The following is a 17,618-nucleotide window of genomic DNA, read 5'->3' on the forward strand; positions in this document are numbered from 1 at the left end:
CATCTGCCGGAATGCAAGATAAGAACAGCCCGAGACGCATTGAGCAATGCGTCTCGGGTTTATTTTTTTTCGAAGCAACGACGCTATGGTGCTGTTTCCATGTGCTCCCCACAAAATACGTTTCTTTTTTATGAAGAAACGCGCCCCGAAAAATGCGGTTTCAGGTTCGCCCACGCCGCTCCCAATCCCCCCGTCTCGCGCATGGCGGGCTATGCCCGCCGTGGAGCGTGTCGTGTGTACTGCTTGTTTTTCAATCAAGCGAATGGAGCGGACACGGCACAGGACAACCTGAAGGGATGGCACTTCACTTCTGCGCGCAAGCCTTGTATTTACAACCGCATGCAAGGTTCCATTCTTATATTCGACGAAGACCGCGCCCGCCTGAACGAACTGGCGGACCACCTGCGCCGCGACAAGCACGAGGTAACCACCACCCCCCGCGCCCTGGACTTTTTCAACGCCCTGGAGCGGGTAAAGTATGATGTGGCCTACGTGGGCAGCGGCGAATACGACGCCCTTGAACTGCTGCGCCAGGTCAAACACCACCGCCCCACGGCCGAAGTCATCATCGCCGCGTCCTATCCTTCTGTGGACGGTGCCGTGGAGGCCGTGCGCGAAGGCGCTTTCCACTATGTTTCCTCCCTGACGCCGCCGGAAAAGATCGCCTTTATCGTGCAAAAGGCCCTGGAAAAAAGGCTCATCACCATTGAAGTGGCGGAGCTGCGGGAAATTCTGCGTTCGGTGCGCGGCCCCAAGATTATCGGCGAAAGCCCGGCCATGCAGGAGCTGAAAAAGACCATCACCCGGGTGGCGACCATGGACGGGACCGTGCTTGTTCGTGGGGAAACCGGGACCGGTAAAGAACTGGTATCACGGGCGATTCACGAAATGAGCCACCGGGCGGACAAGAAATTTCTGGCCGTCAACTGCGGCGCGCTGACCAGCGAACTTTTGAGCAACGAATTGTTCGGCCACGAAAAAGGCGCGTTCACCGGCGCAGGCGCAGTCAAGAAGGGGCTCTTCGAAGCCGCGGACGGCGGCACCATTCTGCTGGACGAAATCGGCGACACGCCGCCGGTCATGCAGCGCCAGCTTTTGCGCGTTCTTCAGGAAAAGACCATCATGCGCGTGGGCGGAACCGAGGAAATCCCGGTCAACGTACGGGTTATCGGGGCTACCAACCGCAGCCTGCTGGACGATGTGGAAAGCGGCATTTTCCGTGAAGACCTGTACTACCGGCTCAATATCTTCATTTTGCGCATCCCTCCCCTGCGTGACCGGCGCGACGACATCCCCCTGTTCTGCCGCCATTTTCTGGACAAGTTCAACGCCCAGTTCGGAAAATCCGTTGAGCGGCTCTCGGAAAAGACCATGCGCATGATCATGTCTTACCCTTTTCCCGGCAACGTCCGCGAGCTGGAAAACGTGATGGAGCGGGCCACGGCGCTGTGCGACGGCCCCCAGATTCTTCCGCGCCACTTACCCACCAGGATGATGGCTTCGGCCCGAGGCATGATGAAGGAAGACGAAAAAATGCTCACCCTGGCCGCCATGGAGCAGCGCTATATTTCGCGCGTGTTGGAATCCGTAAATGGAAATAAAACAGAAGCAGCAAGAATTTTGGGCATAAATCGCTCGTCTTTGTGGCGCAAGCTGAAGGCAGACAAAAATTAGCGGTGCAAATCGCAACATCGTTGCAAACTGCACCAATACCTCTTTATCCCCCGTATACCAAGGGTCCCGCCAGAACTCAGCGCAGGCTGCGGTGCAAAATGCAACGCTATCTCAATTCCCCTTCTTAGAACGGAAAATAAACAAACTCTGGAATATCAGGCTCTTAAAAGATAAAAACGAAACTGGCACGCCTCTTGTATTAAGTCAAGACATCTCGCCCACGGGCGATGTTCTTTGGAAAGTTAAATCAAATTGCTTACTACCGGTCGGGTGGCAGGATCGTTGAGCGTAATATTTCGTTGTACCAGGGAACTACCTCCCCTTGGTCCCGACTTCAAGGCTTGCCCATGCGTGAAAGTCCTTGATGCGCCAACTGTCCATTGTCCGCCACAGATCAGGGAACGTAATGAACGCCTTTACGTCCTGTCACCCGCCGGAGAGATATCTCCACGCCCCGGACTCAACCCATCCGGGCGTTTGACAGACTCCCATACTTTGGTCGCTGTCTGTGATCATCCCCATCCTATCCTACTGACACGGGGCTTAACCCACCCCGCTCCCAACGGAGAGAGAGGCCGACCCCACCCCGGCCTCCTCTCCTCCCTTCCTTTTCAAGCCTCTTTTCCTTGCACCCCGTTTTTTCCACAACCTGCTTCCTGTCCCTTTATTTGACTCAAATCAAAGACACATTTCCTCTTTTTCCGTACGCTCTTCCCTGAAACAAACCTGCTTTTTACTGCCCCCCGCAGTGCAACTCCAGCAAATCGTTCAGGGAAACGTAATGCCCCACAGCCTGCTCCGCCTTTTCATCTGCCTCAACTGCCTGCTGACCGGAGCGCACTTTCTGCATGCCGGAGAACAAGGCCTGGCAATCGCCTGTGCGGGCCTCGGCCTTGGGGCCTTCTGCCGTGCGGACTGGCTCCGGCCTGTCCTGGCCGTATTCTTTCTGACTTCTTCCATAGTATGGACCGACACCGGCGCGGAACTTGTCCGCTTTCGGGCAACTGCGGGGCTGCCCTGGACCCGCCTGCTTTTCATCATGGCCTGTCTGTGCGCCTCGGCTCTGGCCGCAGCTGCCGCGCTCTGCACTTCCCTGAGGAAAAAAACCTTCCCTCTGATCACTGCCCACGGGCGGCTCCGGTCCCTGGTCTTTCTTGGAATAGCCGTGCTGCTGCTTATTGCCCGCAGCAAAACGCCCTTTCCCATCCTGCTGGCCGACCGTTATCCAACCGGAAACTCTGGGGGCTCCGGCTGGGGAGGCCTGGAAATATTTTGTCTGGCCCTGTATGGGCAATGGCTGGCCGCCCGGCTGATCAATCCCACCCGCCGTCCCGGTGCAGGGGGCCTGCGCCCCATCATCTGGGCCGGGTTCTCCGCAGTCTTTTTTGTACAGCTTTTCCTGGGGCTGGCCGGCATGGAGCAAATGCTTATGACTGGCAAACTTCACCTGCCCGTGCCCGCCCTTATTGTCGCAGGCCCGCTGTACCGGGGAGGTGGGCTGTTCATGCCCATCCTGCTGGGCGTTTCCGTGCTGCTTCTCGGCCCGGCCTGGTGCAGCCACCTGTGCTACATCGGAGCCTGGGACGACTTGGCTTCCCGGCGCAAAAAAACACCTCGCGCGTTATCACCCCGCCTGGCCCGCCTCATCAAATGGTCGCGGCTGGTCATACTTATCCTTGTCTGCGCAACGGCCCTCGGCCTTCGCGCTGCCGGCGTCCCCGGCACCACAGCAATCTGGCCCGCAGCCATTTTCGGGATCATCGGACTGGGCGTGATGTTCTTCCTTTCCCGCCGCTGGGGCTTCATGGCGCACTGCACATTGTTCTGCCCCATTGGCTGGCTCACAACCACCCTGGGCCGGATATCCCCCTGGCGCATGGACATGGGGCAGGACTGCACCCACTGCGGCGCATGCTCCCGCGCCTGCCGCTACGCCGCGCTCACACCCGATGCCATTATGCGGGGAAAGCCTGGCCCCACCTGTACCCTGTGCGGCGATTGCGTGGCCGCCTGCCCGCACAGCACCATGCACTATACATTATATGGAGGCTGTGCTTCCATTGCACGGCCGGTCTTTGTCGGGCTGGTGGTTATTCTGCACGCCGTTTTCCTGGCAACGGCCCGCATCTGAACTTTCCACAAGGAGATTGCCCCAGCTGGTGGAAGGCAGCCTTGGACTTTTCCGCCCAATCTATTTTCCAGCGCAAGGGCGAGAAAAAGTCCAGGCAGAAGCTGTTTTTTTGTACGCGAGAAGTTGAAAAGTATCGCGGCAACCAGGCTCATATGCCTTTTTCTACAGCTCCAAAAAATATATAGCAGTCCCAGCGTATTATTTTCTCCTTCCAGCCCTTGAACACGACGACAAAAAAGTGAAGAATGCGCGCGTTTCGATTCGGTTCCCAACGCATCGATTCCGCGAGGGCCAACAGGCCCCGTTGCCACCCCAAAAGCACGCGGAGACCCAATGTCCACTCCCACTCCCAACGGAAACCGGGAACATGCATATGTTCCCGATTCCGCCCTGGCCACCGACCTCTACGAACTGACTATGCTCCAGGCGTACTGGCGCGAGTCCATGTTCGACACGGCGGTGTTCAGCCTTTTTCCCTGGCGGCTGCCCAATAACCGCAACTACCTTGTGGCCTGCGGGCTGGCCGAAGTTCTGAATTATCTCGAAAATCTTCATTTCCGGCCCGACGAAATCGACTATCTGCACTCCCTGGGCACGTTTAGCGAGGACTTCCTGGTCTGGCTCAAGGATTTCCGGTTTACCGGAAACGTCTACGCCATGGCCGAGGGCACCCCGTTCTTCCCCCTGGAACCTGTGCTGGAAATAGAAGCCCCCATGCCCCAGGCCCAGCTGGTGGAAACGTTCGTAATGAACCAGATCCACATCCAGACCGTGCTTGCCACCAAAGGCGCACGGGTGATGCAGGCGGCGGACGGCAGGCCGGTGTTCGACTTCGGCCTGCGCCGGGCCCACGGCCTGGACGCCGGGCTCAAGGGCGCACGCGCCTACCACGTGGCCGGGTTGAGCGGCACCAGCCACACCCAGGCCGGACAGATTTACGGAATGCCCGTTACCGGCACCCTGGCCCACAGCTACATCCAGGCCCATGGCTCGGAAATGGACGCCATGCGCCGCTTTACCGAGTGCTACCCGGACACCATCCTGCTGCTGGACACCTACGACGCCATGGCCGGAGTGGACAAGGTCATCGCTTTGGCCAAGGAAATGGGCGACGCCTTCCGCATCAAGGCCGTGCGCCTGGATTCCGGCAATCTGCCCGAGCTGACCCGCCAGACCCGCGAAAAGCTGGACAAGGCCGGGCTTTCCCAGGTCGGCATCGTGCTCAGCGGCGGGCTGGACGAATACGCCATTTCCGACCTGCTGGCCCAGGGCACGCCCGTGGACAGCTTTGGCGTGGGCTCGCGCATGGCCGTATCCAGCGATGCTCCCGGCATAGACCTCTCCTACAAGTTGGCAGCCTACGCCGGTGAGGGACGGGTGAAAAACGCCGGGAAAAAGCAGAGCTATCCGGGCCGCAAGCAGGTGTTCCGCATGACAGAAAACGGGAAGGCCCTCGGCGACGTGGTGGCCAGAGCCGACGAGGACTGTCCGGGCAGGCCCCTGCTCCAGCAGGTCATGCGCGACGGAAAAATACTTCCCGGACTGCCCGACCACCATCAGGCCCGGCAAAACTTTGCAGAAGAAAAAAAACTGCTGCCCGGCGAACTGCTTTCCCTGACGGGCAGCGCGCATTATCCGGTCACCATAAGCCAGGCCTTGGAAGAAACCCGTCGGCAGATCCTGCAACGGGCCAAATCCTGAACCTCGATTCGCCACTCGATAAAAAAAATCCCCGGAGAGATTCTCTTCGGGGATTTTCGTTTTTCTGCAAATGAAATCGAACGGATTGTCAGCCGTTTATTGCCTCTGTAGTCGGGAGAGCAGATCATCCATGGCGGCATTGTCGCTATTGTCCATCATCCCCCCATGGTAACAAAAAATACTGGTTGGTTTGAGTTCCCAAATCTCATGTATTGTTTGGACACATCTGTCCATATCCAGCGTGAATTGGGGATTGGCAATGGAGAGTTCGCCATGTTCCACGGCAAGGGAATCTCCGGCGATAAAAGACCGTGAGCTGTGAACGAAGAGGGAAATGTGGCCCGGTGTATGGCCGAAAGTGGGCAGTATGGTTATATCGTCGTTGAAATCTTCGGGCTGCGCCGGGACGGTTTTGTCAATGGCGCACGGCTCTATGGTTTGCAGATACCCGAGAAATTCCTCTCCCCATTGCAACGCTTCTCCCGAAAGGGTTTTGTTGTATTCCCTTGCCTGGACAATGCGCAGGGATTCTTTTTTTCCAGAAATATAGGGCGCTTCAATTTCACTTGAAATGACAGTGATTCCCTTGTTTCTGCGCTTGATCGCTGCCAGTGACCCGACATGGTCGTGGTCCTGGTGGCTGACGATGATATGAGTGACGCCCATCAAAGGAGCAGCCATGGCGGCCCAATGCTTCCTCAAGCTGGTCGATCTGCCGGGGCAGACAGGCGTCGAAGAGGAGGACCGATGTCTTTGTCGTGAGAAGAGTCGGATAAATGGTGATCTGTTCGCTTCCGATCACTTGCGTGATCTCAAGGGGGATGATCGTTGTCATGGAGAAACCATCGTCTTGCTCGGGTGTCTGGTCTGCCCCAAGGGCTTCCAACAAAATAACAGGTAGTGCCGAAGCTCTTTGGTGGCGATGAGTTGCCACAATGCTCTTAGGCCATTTCCGGTAGCCCCCCAAATGCCGTGGGAGGCCATCTGGTACAGCCCCTTCTTTTTGAGTCGAAATCGTATCCGAAACTGTGCGGACAAGGGCGGGGAAGCCTCGGCCGTGGTGGCCTGGAACGACCCGGCCGAGGCTGTAACAGCAAACTGCGCTTCCTTGTTATTCTCCACCACCGGGCTGTTTCCGGCCCGTGCGCGTGAATTCAAGGCGCAAGTGGTCGGGCTCATCAAAGACTTCCCACGTCCACCCGCTTTCCGAGGGAACATGGTAGGCCACCTGCTTGAGCAGGCGTTTGTCGATGAGCGCCGTAAAACTGTCGCCAGCCGAATAGAACCGGGTGTACCACCCGATCTCCAGACCGACGCCTCAGCACTTGCCGCGCTGGTCCACCACCATTTTTTCGGGCGGGGTGGTTTCCGCCTTTTTGCGCAGAGACATTTCTTGCTCCGGTTTACAGACGCACGTACGGATTATGCGCCTTTTCATCTCCCACCGTGGTATCGATCATATGGCCGGGGTGAACCACCGTTGCCCCGGGCAGGGTGTAGATGACCTCGCGGATGGATTTTTCCAGCACGGCTTGGTCGCCGCCATACAGGTCGCTCCGGCCGATGCTCCGGTAAAAGAGCACGTCGCCGCAGAACAGACGTCCCGCTTCCGGAAAATGATAGGACAGGCTGCCCTGGGAATGTCCGGGCGTGTGCAGGGCGTGGCAGGGCTGGCCCAGCAGCTCGAAGGTTCCCGGCTCAATGAGCGTCCGCTCAAACGGCTCCACCCTGGGAAGTCCCATCATTCCGCCACTGCCGATGTCCATTGTCATCAGCACCTCGTCCCCCTTGGGAGACCAGATATCCACGTCGGTCAGCCGCTTCAGTTCGGCGCACCCCAGCACATGGTCGAAATGCATGTGCGTCACCAGAATGCGGTCCAGCTTCAGGTTCTTTTCCTTGAGAAAGGCAACCACAGCCGAAGGTTCGCCACCGGGATCGACAACAATTGCATGGCCGTCCCGCCAGGCTACATGACAGTTCGTTTCCAGAGGGCCGAGGTGAAGGGTCTCGACCTGAATGGGAAGGGGAAATGCAGACATTATATTTTCTCCAGTAAAAGCTCGGACAATGGTTTCCGGTCGGAAGAGCCCTTTTGGGCGGGGTGTCCGGCCACAATCACCGTCATAAGTTCATAGGCGTCCGCATCCAGCCCCAGTGCGGGCAGGACCTCGGCCTCCTGATTGATTATCTCGCCCAGCCAGACCGCGCCCAGGCCAAGGCCATGGATGGCCAGCAGCATATTTTGTATGCATGCCCCCGCGCCCTGGTAGTCCTTGCGCGGACTGTACATGGCGGCCTTGTCCAAAAGCACCACGAACAGGGTATCGCCCCCGCGCAGAACATGGCTGTATTTGGTCAGCCCGGCCAGTGCCTCGCACCGTTCATCCCCGGAGCGGAGAACCAGAAAACGCCAGGGCTGGTTGTTCATCCCGCTGGGGGCCCAGCGTCCGGCTTCGAGAACGGCCAGAATTTCGTCGTTGGTCAGCGCTTCATCCGTAAACTTGCGGATACTGCGCCTTTGCCTCAGAGCATCGAGTAGTATTGTGCGTTCATCCATCGGTTTTATGTATCAGAGCCGCTACGGGCGGGCAAGAAATGGCACCCTGTACCGGCCACTTGCCAGCCCGGCCCGTGTAATACTACATTGGCCCGGAACAAAAGACCGCTGCCGGTTTTGCATTCCAGGCAACGGCCGGGGCAGCGTTTAACCCATACGGAGAACACATGGCGGGCCATTATCGCCTTACCGTGGTGCGGGAATTTTCCGCATCCCACCAGATAGAAAACTATTGCGGCAAATGCGAGGAACTGCACGGCCACAACTTCGGCGTGGAGGTCGTGGTGCAGGGGGAAAATCCCGATCCGTCCACAGGCATGCTGCTGGACTTCAAGATACTCAAGAAGACCACGGACGACGTCCTCGACACCCTGGACCACAAACATCTGAACAAGCTGGAAATCTTCAAAGGCATCAGTCCGTCCAGCGAGCACATCGCCCGGTATGTGTTCGGGGAGATCAAAGCCCGGCTGGCCGCCTACGATGTGGTCCTGCAGGAAGTCACTGTTTCGGAAAAAGCCGGACAGTCCGCCACCTATTACGAAGACTGAGGTCTGTGATGCGCCTTTTATTGCAACGGGTACGCAGCGCGCGTGTGGATGTGAAGGAACGCACCGTGGGCCGGATAGACGCCGGACTGCTGGTGCTGGCCGGTTTCGGCCCGGACGACGGGCCCGACGCCTGGGAATCCACGCCCTGGCAACGCACGGTGGACAAGATGCTGGACCTGCGCATCTTTCCCGATGCCCAGGACAAGATGAACCTGAGCATCAAGGAATACGGCGGAAGCATCCTGTGTGTTTCGCAATTCACGCTATACGCGGACTGCCGCCGGGGGCGCAGACCGTCCTTCTCATCAGCTGCAGCCCCCGACGTGGCCGAAGCCCTGTACGGACAATTGCTCACCGACCTGGAACGGGCCATGCCCGGCCGGGTGGAGCGGGGCGAATTCGGCGCAATGATGGACGTCTCCCTGGTCAATTGGGGACCGGTCACCATCATGCTGGACAGCCAGATGTTCGAGAGTTGACACAAGACACGCTGACGGCGATTATGCATGCACGTAAAAGAGCATGACGGGCATATGCCGCTCCATGGCCGCAAGCCTTGCAATTAGAGGAAACCATGTCGCGATTCGTCTTGAGAACCGGTGCTACACCGGAGGCCAGCAGAAAACTGGCCAAGGCTGCGGTTTGCATACTTGCAGACACCATCCTGAGCTGGGAAACCATCCACGAGCTGGATCTCATAATGACCGAAGGCTGCGCCAACGTGGTACGCCACGGCTACCGCAACGGCACGCTCAAGGGCGATGTGGAAATGGTGCTGGAAATAGAGGATGAAAAGCATGTGGACATCTCCATAACGGACTGGGGCGTGGGGCTGGAACAGGACAAGACCACTCCGTGCGATCCCGGCCCCCTGGCCGAGGGCGGGCGCGGTCTGTTCATCATGTCCGAGCTGTCTGATGTTTTTGAAGTGAAAAGCGACGAAAATTCCACCACCCTTTTCGTGCGCAAGCTCATCCCTGCGGACCAGTGGAAAAAATGATCCTGCCGAGAGGAAACGCCTGGCTCCCGCGGCGCTAACTCCAGCCGAAAGGAACAACCAAGTGTCCCGATCCGCATCCCGACCATCCAAAAAACCGCGCACCACCCCCAGGGCTGGCGATTCCCCCAAACGTTCCTCGCTGTACCAGGCGACACCACAATACAAGAGTGACCAGGGTGATGACGCCCAACTCCAAGACATTGTTCTGACCTTTCCCGACGGCAAAACCCGTCATTTGTGCGGACGCTCCGGCCCCCTTACAGAACAGCGCCCCATCCGTGCTTTTCTGGCCGATGCCCTGGCCACGGACTGCCTGCCCGTGTTGTTGGGCACCGGCCTGGGGTACGGCCTGGAGCTGCTGCTGGAAAAGACCGAGCCAGCCCTTCCCGTGGCCGTCATCGACAGGGAAGCCGTCATTTCCCAAATTTCCGGGACGGCAGAGAGATACCGCAACCATCCCCGCGTCACGTGGATCGCTTCCGACTCGCCCAAGGACGCGCTCAAGGCCCTGACCAAATGGCAGATGGAGCACGGCAACCGCCCTCTGGTTCCGCTGCACCATCCCGTGTATCTGCGGCTGGATGCAGATTTCTACGGGACCTTGCGGCGCTCTCTGGAGGCAAGCCGGAGTTTCGATTTCTGGGGCAAGGCCCGGTACGCCAAATTCAAAAGCTGGCCGCCGCGCATCCTGCTGCTGACCAGCCAATATTTTCTCATGGGCGAACTCAAGGCCGCGTGCGAACGCATGCAGGTTCCCCATCAGCTGCTGGATATCGGGGCCAAGGAACTGGGACGCGAAGAATTCGTGGAAGACCTGCTCCAGGCCGTGTTGAACTTTCGCCCGGACTTCGTGCTTACCGTCAACCATCTGGGCGTGGACCGCGAGGGCATTCTCTCGGATCTGCTGGAAAAGCTCGGTCTTCCCCTGGCCTCCTGGTTCGTGGACAACCCCCACCTGATTCTTTCCATGTATTCCAAGCTGGTGAATCCCTGGACCACCCTGTTCACCTGGGACGTGGACAATATACCCACCCTGCGGGCCCTCGGTTTCGAGCATGTTTTCCATCTCCCCCTTGCCGCAGATGTACAACGATTCCGTCCTCAGCCCAATGCCCAGGTCCCCAAAGAATGGAAAACCCCGGTTTCGTTTGTGGGCAACTCCATGGTCATCAAAACCCGGCGGAGACTGGAAGCAGCTGATCCATCCCCAGACCTGACCAAAGCCTACCCCAGCCTTGCTCACGAATTCGGCAAATCCCGGCATCGCAATGCCGCAGACTTTCTACACCAACGCCACCCAGAACTTGTGGATGGCTACGAAAGCCTTGCCACACCGGAACGCAAGCTGGCTTTCGACACCCTTATCACCTGGGAATCCACCCGCCAGTACCGGACGAGCTGTGTCCGGGCCATGCTGCCGTTTACCCCCCTCATCGTGGGCGATCCGGGCTGGAAGGAAACCTTTGCCGATGAAGGAACCGCCTGGCGCTGGCACAAGGAACTCAGCTATTATACCGACCTGCCGCTGTTTTATCCCTGCAGCCGGATCAACTTCAACTGCACCAGCCTGCAGATGAAGGGTGCGGTCAACCAGCGCGTCTTTGACGTTCCGACCTGCGGTGCCTTCCTGCTCACCGACCACCGCGACCAGATCGAGGAACTTTTCGAACCGGGCAGGGAAGTGGCCGTGTACAAAAGCCCTGCCGAGGCCACGGACATGGCCCGCCACTACCTGGAACATCCCGAAGAACGGCAGGCCGTTACCCAGGCCGCCCGAAAAAGGGTGCTGGCCCAGCATACTTACGAACACCGCATGGAAAAGCTTATGCGCGCCATGTTCAACATCTATAAATAGCCGGAAAAGATATGCCCCAAGTACTTCATGTTGCCCAGGCCGACGCGGAGACAGACCTGGCTCTGCTTACCGCCATCGGAGGCAGAGCACACCTGCAGCAGGCTGCCGCCCATGTGCTGGCCCTTGCCGGACAGGGGGGAAAACATGCCAGGGAACTTTTCCTTCTGGGCCGCGACCTGCATTTCTGTGCCCTGGAAGCCGAACCGCTGGACGCGTCCGCAGTAACTCTGGCTCTGTCCCTGGACAAACAAAGCCCCTTCCTTGGTACGCCGTTGCGGACCGAACTGCATGGGGTGCTCAAGGCCACCCGCCAGCCCGAAGACATCCGCTACCTGTCGCGGCTGGCCCGGCAGAACCAGACTGCCAAGCTGGAGACCTATCTCGCCAACATGACGGACAAGGAGCCGGACAATCTGTTCTGGCTGCGCCACCTCATCTCCCTGCGCATGGCCGTGGGCGATTTTTCCGGTGCCATGAGCCTCATGTCCCGTCCCGCACTCAAACAATTTGAACAACTGCGCCTGCGGCTGAGTGCGGATATTCTTTTTCAGAAAGGAAAATATGACCGGGCCTGCGCCACCTACACATCGGCCCTGGCCGGTGCGCCCTGGATTCAGGCACGACTGCGGCTGGCCGAAGCCCTGTATCGCGAAGGAAACACACCCCGGGCCGTACGCGCCTGCACCGAACTGCTCCAGGCCTTTCCCTGGCACACCAACGCGGCCCTGCGCCGCCGCGAATATCTGACCGACCGGCCCAAAAGCAGCCTGTCCGGACGAACGAACATCTGCCTATATACCTATAACAAGGCCGACGACCTGAACCAGACCCTGGACGCACTCATGGCCTCGGATCTGGCCTCGGATATAGATGGAGCCGTGGTACGGGTGCTGGACAACGGCTGCACCGACGCCACGCCCGAGATTCTTTCCGCCTGGAGCAACCGGGTGCCCAGGGAACGCTTCGAGGTCATCCGCCTGCCCATCAACATCGGCGCTCCGGCCGCCCGCAACTGGCTCATCCAAAAGTGCTTGGACCAAGAGACCGAGTGGATCGCCTTTCTGGACGACGACGCCCAGGTGGAACCGGCCTGGCTGAGCGGCTTCGGCCAGGCCGTGGCCGCGTATCCCGATGCCGGGGCCTGGGGCTGCAAGGTGGTGGACCAGGACAACCCGGCCTTTATCCAGAGCGTGGACCTGCACCTGCTGCCGCCCACGGACACCCCGGAGCACGAGGGCCATCTTTTCCACGTGGCGCGTCCCCACCGCCAGGAACTGGACTTCGGACAATACGATTACATCCGTGGCTGCGCCTCGGTCACGGGCTGCCTGCATCTGTTCCGCACTGCCACCCTGAAGCGCAGCGGCGGCTTCGACATCCGCTTTTCCCCTTCCCAATACGACGATCTGGACCATGATATCCGGCTCTGCGCGGCTGGCACGCCGCCCGTGTATACCGGATTTGTCCGTGTCCGCCACGCCAAGTCCACGGGCAAGCTGGCCTCGGTTTCGGACAGTGCCTATGCCTCGGGCCATGCCAACAGCTACAAGCTGCACATGAAGCACGAACCCGACCTTATCCGGCGCATCATGCTGGCCGACCGCGAGGCCCTGCGCACAGACATCCAGTCCGCACTTCAGGGGATTCCCTTGGCCCCTTCCAGCCCCAAGGAGAGCCGCGCAGGGGACGACAAGCCATGAGCAACGATCCCATACTGGTCCTCCAGATGGAGCGTATGGGCGACCTCATCCTGACCTTTCCGCTCATCACCTGGCTGCACAAAATGCATCCGAAAAACGAGGTTTGGGTTGTGGGCGAAGAAAGTTTTTTCTCGTCCATGTTCAAGATCAGTCCGCAAGCGGTCTATTTTCCATGGACCGCCGCCGACCGGTTGAAAACCCGGCGCTACCGTTTCGTGCTCAACCTCAGCCACAGGGAGCAGGCCGCCCGTCTGGTGGGCGAACTCCCCGAGGTCGAGCGGTACGGCCCGGCCATCCTGCCGGACGGACGCCGGTCCATCGTCGGCCCGTGGCGGCTGTACCGGGCCTCCATAGTGGAAGGCAACCGCTACAACCTGCTGCATTGGGCGGACATGAACGCCATGGACGTGATTGATGCGCCGACCTTTCGCCTTACCGACTGGCCCAAGCCTCGTCGGCTGGGCCCAAACGACAAGCGCATCGGTCTGTTTCTGGGAGCCAGCGAACCGGAAAAAAGGCCCGATCCCGCTTTTTGGGCGGGGCTGGTAAAGGAACTGCTGCGCCGGGATTTCCGACCCGTTCTGTTCGGCGGCCCCGCCGAAGTCGCAATGGGGCAGGCCGTGCAACAGGGCCTGGACGCTCCGGTCCTGGATATGTGCGGCAAACTCAGCCTTGAGGAGCTTGCCCTGTTCGGCCAAAGCCTGCAGCTTTTCATCACCCCGGACACAGGCCCCATGCATCTGGCGGCCTGGACCGGCACGCGCGTGCTCAATCTGTCCATGGGGCCGGTCAATCCCTGGGAAACCGGACCGTTCCAGCCAGGACATTTCGTTCTGCGTTCCAGCGTAAGCTGTACCGGCTGTTGGCGCTGTACCCGAAAACGGCTGCATTGCCACGACGCCTTCACCCCGCAAAAGGTCGGCCGCCTGGCCGCGGCCATCGTCCGCAAAACCCCGCAGGAAGCCCTGGCAACGCCCTTGCCCGGACTGCGCTGTCTTCTTACGGACCGTACCCCGCAAGGCCACTACCATTTGCGCGGCAACGGCCCGGTTTCTCCCCGCCTTGCCCTGGCCCTTTTCTGGCGTACCTTTTTCGGCCACCGCCTCCGGCGCTGGGACAGGGACGTGGTTGTGGACGCCTGGGGAGAATATGCCCACAACCACCCCGAACTCGCATTGCATTTCAAAAAGCAGCTCCCCCTGTTCGTCAGGCGGCTGCACCTGGGCATTGCCGGTTCCAAGGCCCGGCTGCCCCAAAACTTCTGGGCAGAGACGCCGCAGATATTCCGCCCGGCAGCAAGCTATCTGCAGATGGCCCTGGAAAACAGCCTTTACTCCCCGGCCAGCAAAGCCGACGCCGCAGGCTGGCTGGAGCTTCTGGCCACCCTGCCCTGACCTTTTCTTCCGCCCGTTCCCGACGCCCGATCCCTACGCCCCATCCGCCCGATCCGCTTAACTGGCCTCAAAAACCAAGCAAAAGAAAAGCCCACGCCCTGCGTATTCCTTTCTGGACGTAGGGCTGATTTTTGAAATAACCACGCTTTTGTGCCGTTCTCAGCCGCCTTCCCTTGGTGTTTTTCTCTTTGCGGCCGCTTTGCCCGGAAAAAAATACCCTCCTCCCAAACGCCGAAATCTCAACACACTGTTTTTACACAACTATTTTTTCTGGTATGGGTTTTGATTCATAAGGCGCAAAGGAGAGTGAGCCATGCAATTTATTCCCGCTTTCAATGCCACCGAGCAAAGTACAAACAGCCTCATGCTGTCGCACGATGCCAGTCAGGTAAACCTGCAGGCCGCCTCCACACGTTTCGACGCACTTCTGGAGCAAACCAGCAACGCCATGCAACAGATGCAGGACACCGTAACCGAAGTACGCAACGACCTGACCGAACAGGGACGGCAGTACGCTTCGCAGTATGCTCACAGAAGAACCGACACGGACAACGCCTCCGGAGCCGCCAGCTCCTTCAAGAAGATAAAGGAAATGAGCGAAGATGATTCCGCGCTCGATACCCCCATTTCCAAGTCCGACATCCACGCCATCCGCAAAAGCCTCAAGAAGCAGGGGTTCACGGATGATGAAATCAGCGATCTCGAAGAACGCGCGTCCAGCCAGGCAGGAATGACCTGGGCCGACTTCATCGGCGTGGTCCAGGCAAAGATTGCCGGACTGGCAAATGCCAAGTTCGTGGACCTTACCCAGGAAGACCGCAACAACCTGCTCAGCCTTTTCCAGAAGGTCGGTTTCGACCCCAAGAAGGCGGAGCAGCTGGTCAAGGATATCAGCGACGGCAAGGGCGGCAAGGTTATGAAGCAGCTCCAGACACAGCTGGACAAGCTTGCCAGTGATTCTTCCGTAAGCATCAACAAGGAAGAAATGGCCGCTCTGGCCAAGGCCATGAATGTCGGTGGAAATACCGCATCCGAGATCGCCTCTTTTCTGCAAAAGACCGGGACCGAGATGTCCCCCGACGCGCTGAAGAGCGCCCTGGCCCTCATGCAGAAGGATATGGCCGAACAGGTCCAGGCCAGCGCCGATTCCATCAAGGAACTGCAAAAGGATATCCGCGATCTTCTGAACAAGGCCCTTGCCAAGACCGGCAACGGACAGGACGACAGTGCCAAGCAGATTCAGGCCAGCAAGGATGCAAAGGCCGCTGCCGAATTCGTAGGCAAGGAAGCCAAGAACGACGACGGCAAGGCACAGGCCGATGCCAACGGCGCGGACGATTCCAAGAACAAGCAGCAGCTCAAGGACGACGCCGCGGTGGCCGACAAGAACGGCAAGCAGACCAGCGACGAGGACACAAAGAAGCAGACCAAGCTGGCCAAGGCCGCGGCACAGACCGAGGAACAGACCGACGACCTGCCCAAGCCGGACACCAAATCCACTTCCGAAAAGTCGGAAATGGAAGCGCTTATGGACAAGTTGACGGGAAAGGTGAACACCACCGCCGCCAACCCGACGGGACAGGTCCGCAGCGCAAGCGAAGCCGCGAATGCCAAGGCCAACCTCTTCGACGCAAAGTCCGGCAAGAACGAAATTCTCAAGCAGATCGAAACCGGCGTGCTCAAGGGAGCCAGCAACGGTGCCAAGCAGCTGACCATTCAGCTCAAGCCCGTTGAACTCGGTACGGTTCAGGTCATGCTGCACCAGTCCAAGAACGGCGAACTCAAGGCCATGATCCGCACCGAAAACGCGGACGTGACCAAGGCCGTGGCCGACCAGCTTGCCCATGTAAAGGAAACCCTGGCCCAGCAAGGCGTCAAGGTAAGCCAGGTGGAAGTGCAGACCGGTCTTGCCCGCGACTCCATGGGCCAGCAATGGAACGGGCAGCAGCACAACATGGAAGCAGATCACGAAGCAATGGCCAGAATCCGGACCCGCATGCGCAATCTGCGCGGCCAGGGACTGGCGGCAAATATTTCCCAAAACGTGGAAAGTGGTGTCTCCCGCCGATTCATCGGCCAGGGAAGAGTTCACTACGTAGCCTAGAGTTGAGAGAGCGGAGAGCAAGACAATGCCAGTCGGAAACATCGTAGGACAAGCCGAACACGCATTTTCCAAAGATGCGACCAAAGCCGAGCACAAAGATGCGCTCGATAAGGATGCTTTCCTCACGTTGCTGGTTGCCCAGCTGGGCAACCAGGATCCGCTCAACCCCATGGAAGACAAGGAATTCACCACACAGCTGGCACAATTCTCGTCTCTGGAACAGCTTACCCAGATCAACGCAGGCATCGGCACTCTCAACGATGCCGGGCAACGCCAGGAAATGCTGTCCGCAGTGGGCTTCATCGGCACCCAGGTCATGGCCGACGGCAGCAGCCTGAGCAAGATCGGCGACGCAACCAGCAGTGCCTACTATTCGCTGGATTCAGCCGCCGCCCATGTCTACGTCAACATCTTTGACAAGTCGGGCAACGTCATCCGCACCATCAAGACCGGCGGCATGGCACCTGGCAACTACGAATTCAACTGGGACGGTTACGACTGGACCGGCGCCGATGTCAAAGACGGTGTGTACGGAATTTCCATTGCTGCCGAAGGTGAAGACGGAGAACCCATACTGGTCGATACACAGGTCAGCGGACAGGTGGTTGGAGTCATTACCGAAGACGGCGAACAACATTTACGCCTTGCAGATGGCAGAACCGTCAGATTCGTCGACGTCAAGCAGGTGGTCAAAGCCCAGCAGACGGTCGAGGAACCCACCGACGGCACCGACGGTTCCAAAGATGGCACCAACGGCTCGGAAGGGACCGAAGGTTCCGAGGGAACCGAGGGCTCGGAGGGGACCGAAGGTTCCACAGACGAAACCGACGGCACTGCCGGGGAAGAACAACCCGATTCCGGTTCAGATGGTCAGGACTCGGAGACTGAGGGCTGAGTTCTTCAACAGGGCACGTAACTGAAATGAGTATGAGTCAAACGAGTCAAGGA

15 protein-coding genes are annotated in these 17,618 nt (G+C 58.9%); 11 read left to right on the forward strand and 4 right to left on the reverse strand.

Annotation, left to right across the window (positions count from 1 at the left end; translation table 11 throughout):
* Positions 1-234: 234 nt before the first annotated feature.
* The 3 genes from ACI0FJ_RS10460 (at position 235) to ACI0FJ_RS10470 (ending at position 5,506) form a co-directional block, all read left to right on the forward strand.
* Complete coding sequence (locus ACI0FJ_RS10460; protein WP_424302828.1) at positions 235-1,674, forward strand: sigma-54-dependent transcriptional regulator; 1,440 nt, start codon at positions 235-237, stop codon at positions 1,672-1,674.
* Positions 1,675-2,455: 781 nt separating this feature from the next.
* Positions 2,456-3,805, forward strand: a complete 1,350-nt coding sequence (locus tag ACI0FJ_RS10465) for a 4Fe-4S binding protein (RefSeq protein ID WP_424302831.1) — start codon at positions 2,456-2,458, stop codon at positions 3,803-3,805.
* Between the two features lie 333 nt (positions 3,806-4,138).
* Positions 4,139-5,506, forward strand: a complete 1,368-nt coding sequence (locus tag ACI0FJ_RS10470) for a nicotinate phosphoribosyltransferase (RefSeq protein WP_424302834.1) — start codon at positions 4,139-4,141, stop codon at positions 5,504-5,506.
* Between the two features lie 96 nt (positions 5,507-5,602).
* On the opposite strand, the gene ACI0FJ_RS10475 is transcribed toward ACI0FJ_RS10470, so the two are convergent.
* The 4 genes from ACI0FJ_RS10475 to ACI0FJ_RS10490 form a co-directional block, all read right to left on the reverse strand.
* On the reverse strand, positions 5,603-6,208 hold the full coding sequence (locus ACI0FJ_RS10475; protein ID WP_424302837.1) for an MBL fold metallo-hydrolase: 606 nt from the start codon (positions 6,206-6,208) through the stop codon (positions 5,603-5,605).
* Positions 6,209-6,337: 129 nt separating this feature from the next.
* Positions 6,338-6,685, reverse strand: coding sequence for a hypothetical protein (locus ACI0FJ_RS10480; RefSeq protein WP_424302839.1), 348 nt, complete (start codon positions 6,683-6,685; stop codon positions 6,338-6,340).
* A gap of 224 nt (positions 6,686-6,909) precedes the next feature.
* Positions 6,910-7,548: an MBL fold metallo-hydrolase gene (locus ACI0FJ_RS10485; RefSeq protein ID WP_424302842.1), complete on the reverse strand. Its 639-nt coding sequence runs from the start codon at positions 7,546-7,548 to the stop codon at positions 6,910-6,912.
* Positions 7,548-8,066 (reverse strand): nitroreductase family protein, encoded by a 519-nt coding sequence (locus ACI0FJ_RS10490; RefSeq protein WP_424302844.1) that lies wholly within the window; start codon positions 8,064-8,066, stop codon positions 7,548-7,550. Before ACI0FJ_RS10490 ends, ACI0FJ_RS10485 begins: the two co-directional genes overlap by 1 nt.
* Before the next feature lie 167 nt (positions 8,067-8,233).
* On the opposite strand from ACI0FJ_RS10490, the gene queD reads away from it, so the two are divergent.
* The 8 genes from queD (at position 8,234) to ACI0FJ_RS10530 (ending at position 17,565) form a co-directional block, all read left to right on the forward strand.
* Positions 8,234-8,617 (forward strand): 6-carboxytetrahydropterin synthase QueD, encoded by a 384-nt coding sequence (gene queD, locus ACI0FJ_RS10495; RefSeq protein ID WP_424302847.1) that lies wholly within the window; start codon positions 8,234-8,236, stop codon positions 8,615-8,617.
* Positions 8,618-8,625: 8 nt separating this feature from the next.
* A complete protein-coding gene (gene dtd / locus ACI0FJ_RS10500; protein WP_424302850.1) occupies positions 8,626-9,096 on the forward strand; it encodes a D-aminoacyl-tRNA deacylase in 471 nt (156 codons plus the stop codon).
* A 95-nt stretch (positions 9,097-9,191) separates the two neighbouring features.
* A complete protein-coding gene (locus ACI0FJ_RS10505; RefSeq protein ID WP_424302852.1) occupies positions 9,192-9,617 on the forward strand; it encodes an ATP-binding protein in 426 nt (141 codons plus the stop codon).
* A 61-nt stretch (positions 9,618-9,678) separates the two neighbouring features.
* Positions 9,679-11,472 (forward strand): CgeB family protein, encoded by a 1,794-nt coding sequence (locus ACI0FJ_RS10510; protein ID WP_424302855.1) that lies wholly within the window; start codon positions 9,679-9,681, stop codon positions 11,470-11,472.
* An 11-nt stretch (positions 11,473-11,483) separates the two neighbouring features.
* A complete protein-coding gene (locus ACI0FJ_RS10515) occupies positions 11,484-13,172 on the forward strand; it encodes a glycosyltransferase (protein ID WP_424302858.1) in 1,689 nt (562 codons plus the stop codon).
* Positions 13,169-14,566 (forward strand): glycosyltransferase family 9 protein, encoded by a 1,398-nt coding sequence (locus ACI0FJ_RS10520; protein ID WP_424302861.1) that lies wholly within the window; start codon positions 13,169-13,171, stop codon positions 14,564-14,566. The genes ACI0FJ_RS10515 and ACI0FJ_RS10520 overlap by 4 nt, the downstream gene beginning before the upstream one ends.
* A gap of 313 nt (positions 14,567-14,879) precedes the next feature.
* A complete protein-coding gene (locus tag ACI0FJ_RS10525) occupies positions 14,880-16,670 on the forward strand; it encodes a flagellar hook-length control protein FliK (RefSeq protein ID WP_424302864.1) in 1,791 nt (596 codons plus the stop codon).
* A gap of 25 nt (positions 16,671-16,695) precedes the next feature.
* Positions 16,696-17,565, forward strand: coding sequence for a flagellar hook assembly protein FlgD (locus ACI0FJ_RS10530; protein WP_424302867.1), 870 nt, complete (start codon positions 16,696-16,698; stop codon positions 17,563-17,565).
* The last annotated feature ends 53 nt before the right edge of the window (positions 17,566-17,618 follow it).

Source organism: Desulfovibrio sp. 7SRBS1 (assembly GCF_049723905.1).
Taxonomy (GTDB): Bacteria; Desulfobacterota; Desulfovibrionia; order Desulfovibrionales; family Desulfovibrionaceae.

Coding starts and splice junctions, on each gene's coding strand:
- ACI0FJ_RS10465 (WP_424302831.1), top strand. CDS start 2,456: ATGCCCCACAGCCTGCTCCGCCTTTTCATCTGCCTCAACTGCCTGCTG.
- ACI0FJ_RS10470 (WP_424302834.1), top strand. CDS start 4,139: ATGTCCACTCCCACTCCCAACGGAAACCGGGAACATGCATATGTTCCC.
- ACI0FJ_RS10480 (WP_424302839.1), bottom strand. CDS start 6,685: ATGAGCCCGACCACTTGCGCCTTGAATTCACGCGCACGGGCCGGAAAC.
- ACI0FJ_RS10485 (WP_424302842.1), bottom strand. CDS start 7,548: ATGTCTGCATTTCCCCTTCCCATTCAGGTCGAGACCCTTCACCTCGGC.
- ACI0FJ_RS10490 (WP_424302844.1), bottom strand. CDS start 8,066: ATGGATGAACGCACAATACTACTCGATGCTCTGAGGCAAAGGCGCAGT.
- queD (WP_424302847.1), top strand. CDS start 8,234: ATGGCGGGCCATTATCGCCTTACCGTGGTGCGGGAATTTTCCGCATCC.
- dtd (WP_424302850.1), top strand. CDS start 8,626: ATGCGCCTTTTATTGCAACGGGTACGCAGCGCGCGTGTGGATGTGAAG.
- ACI0FJ_RS10505 (WP_424302852.1), top strand. CDS start 9,192: ATGTCGCGATTCGTCTTGAGAACCGGTGCTACACCGGAGGCCAGCAGA.
- ACI0FJ_RS10515 (WP_424302858.1), top strand. CDS start 11,484: ATGCCCCAAGTACTTCATGTTGCCCAGGCCGACGCGGAGACAGACCTG.
- ACI0FJ_RS10520 (WP_424302861.1), top strand. CDS start 13,169: ATGAGCAACGATCCCATACTGGTCCTCCAGATGGAGCGTATGGGCGAC.
- ACI0FJ_RS10525 (WP_424302864.1), top strand. CDS start 14,880: ATGCAATTTATTCCCGCTTTCAATGCCACCGAGCAAAGTACAAACAGC.
- ACI0FJ_RS10530 (WP_424302867.1), top strand. CDS start 16,696: ATGCCAGTCGGAAACATCGTAGGACAAGCCGAACACGCATTTTCCAAA.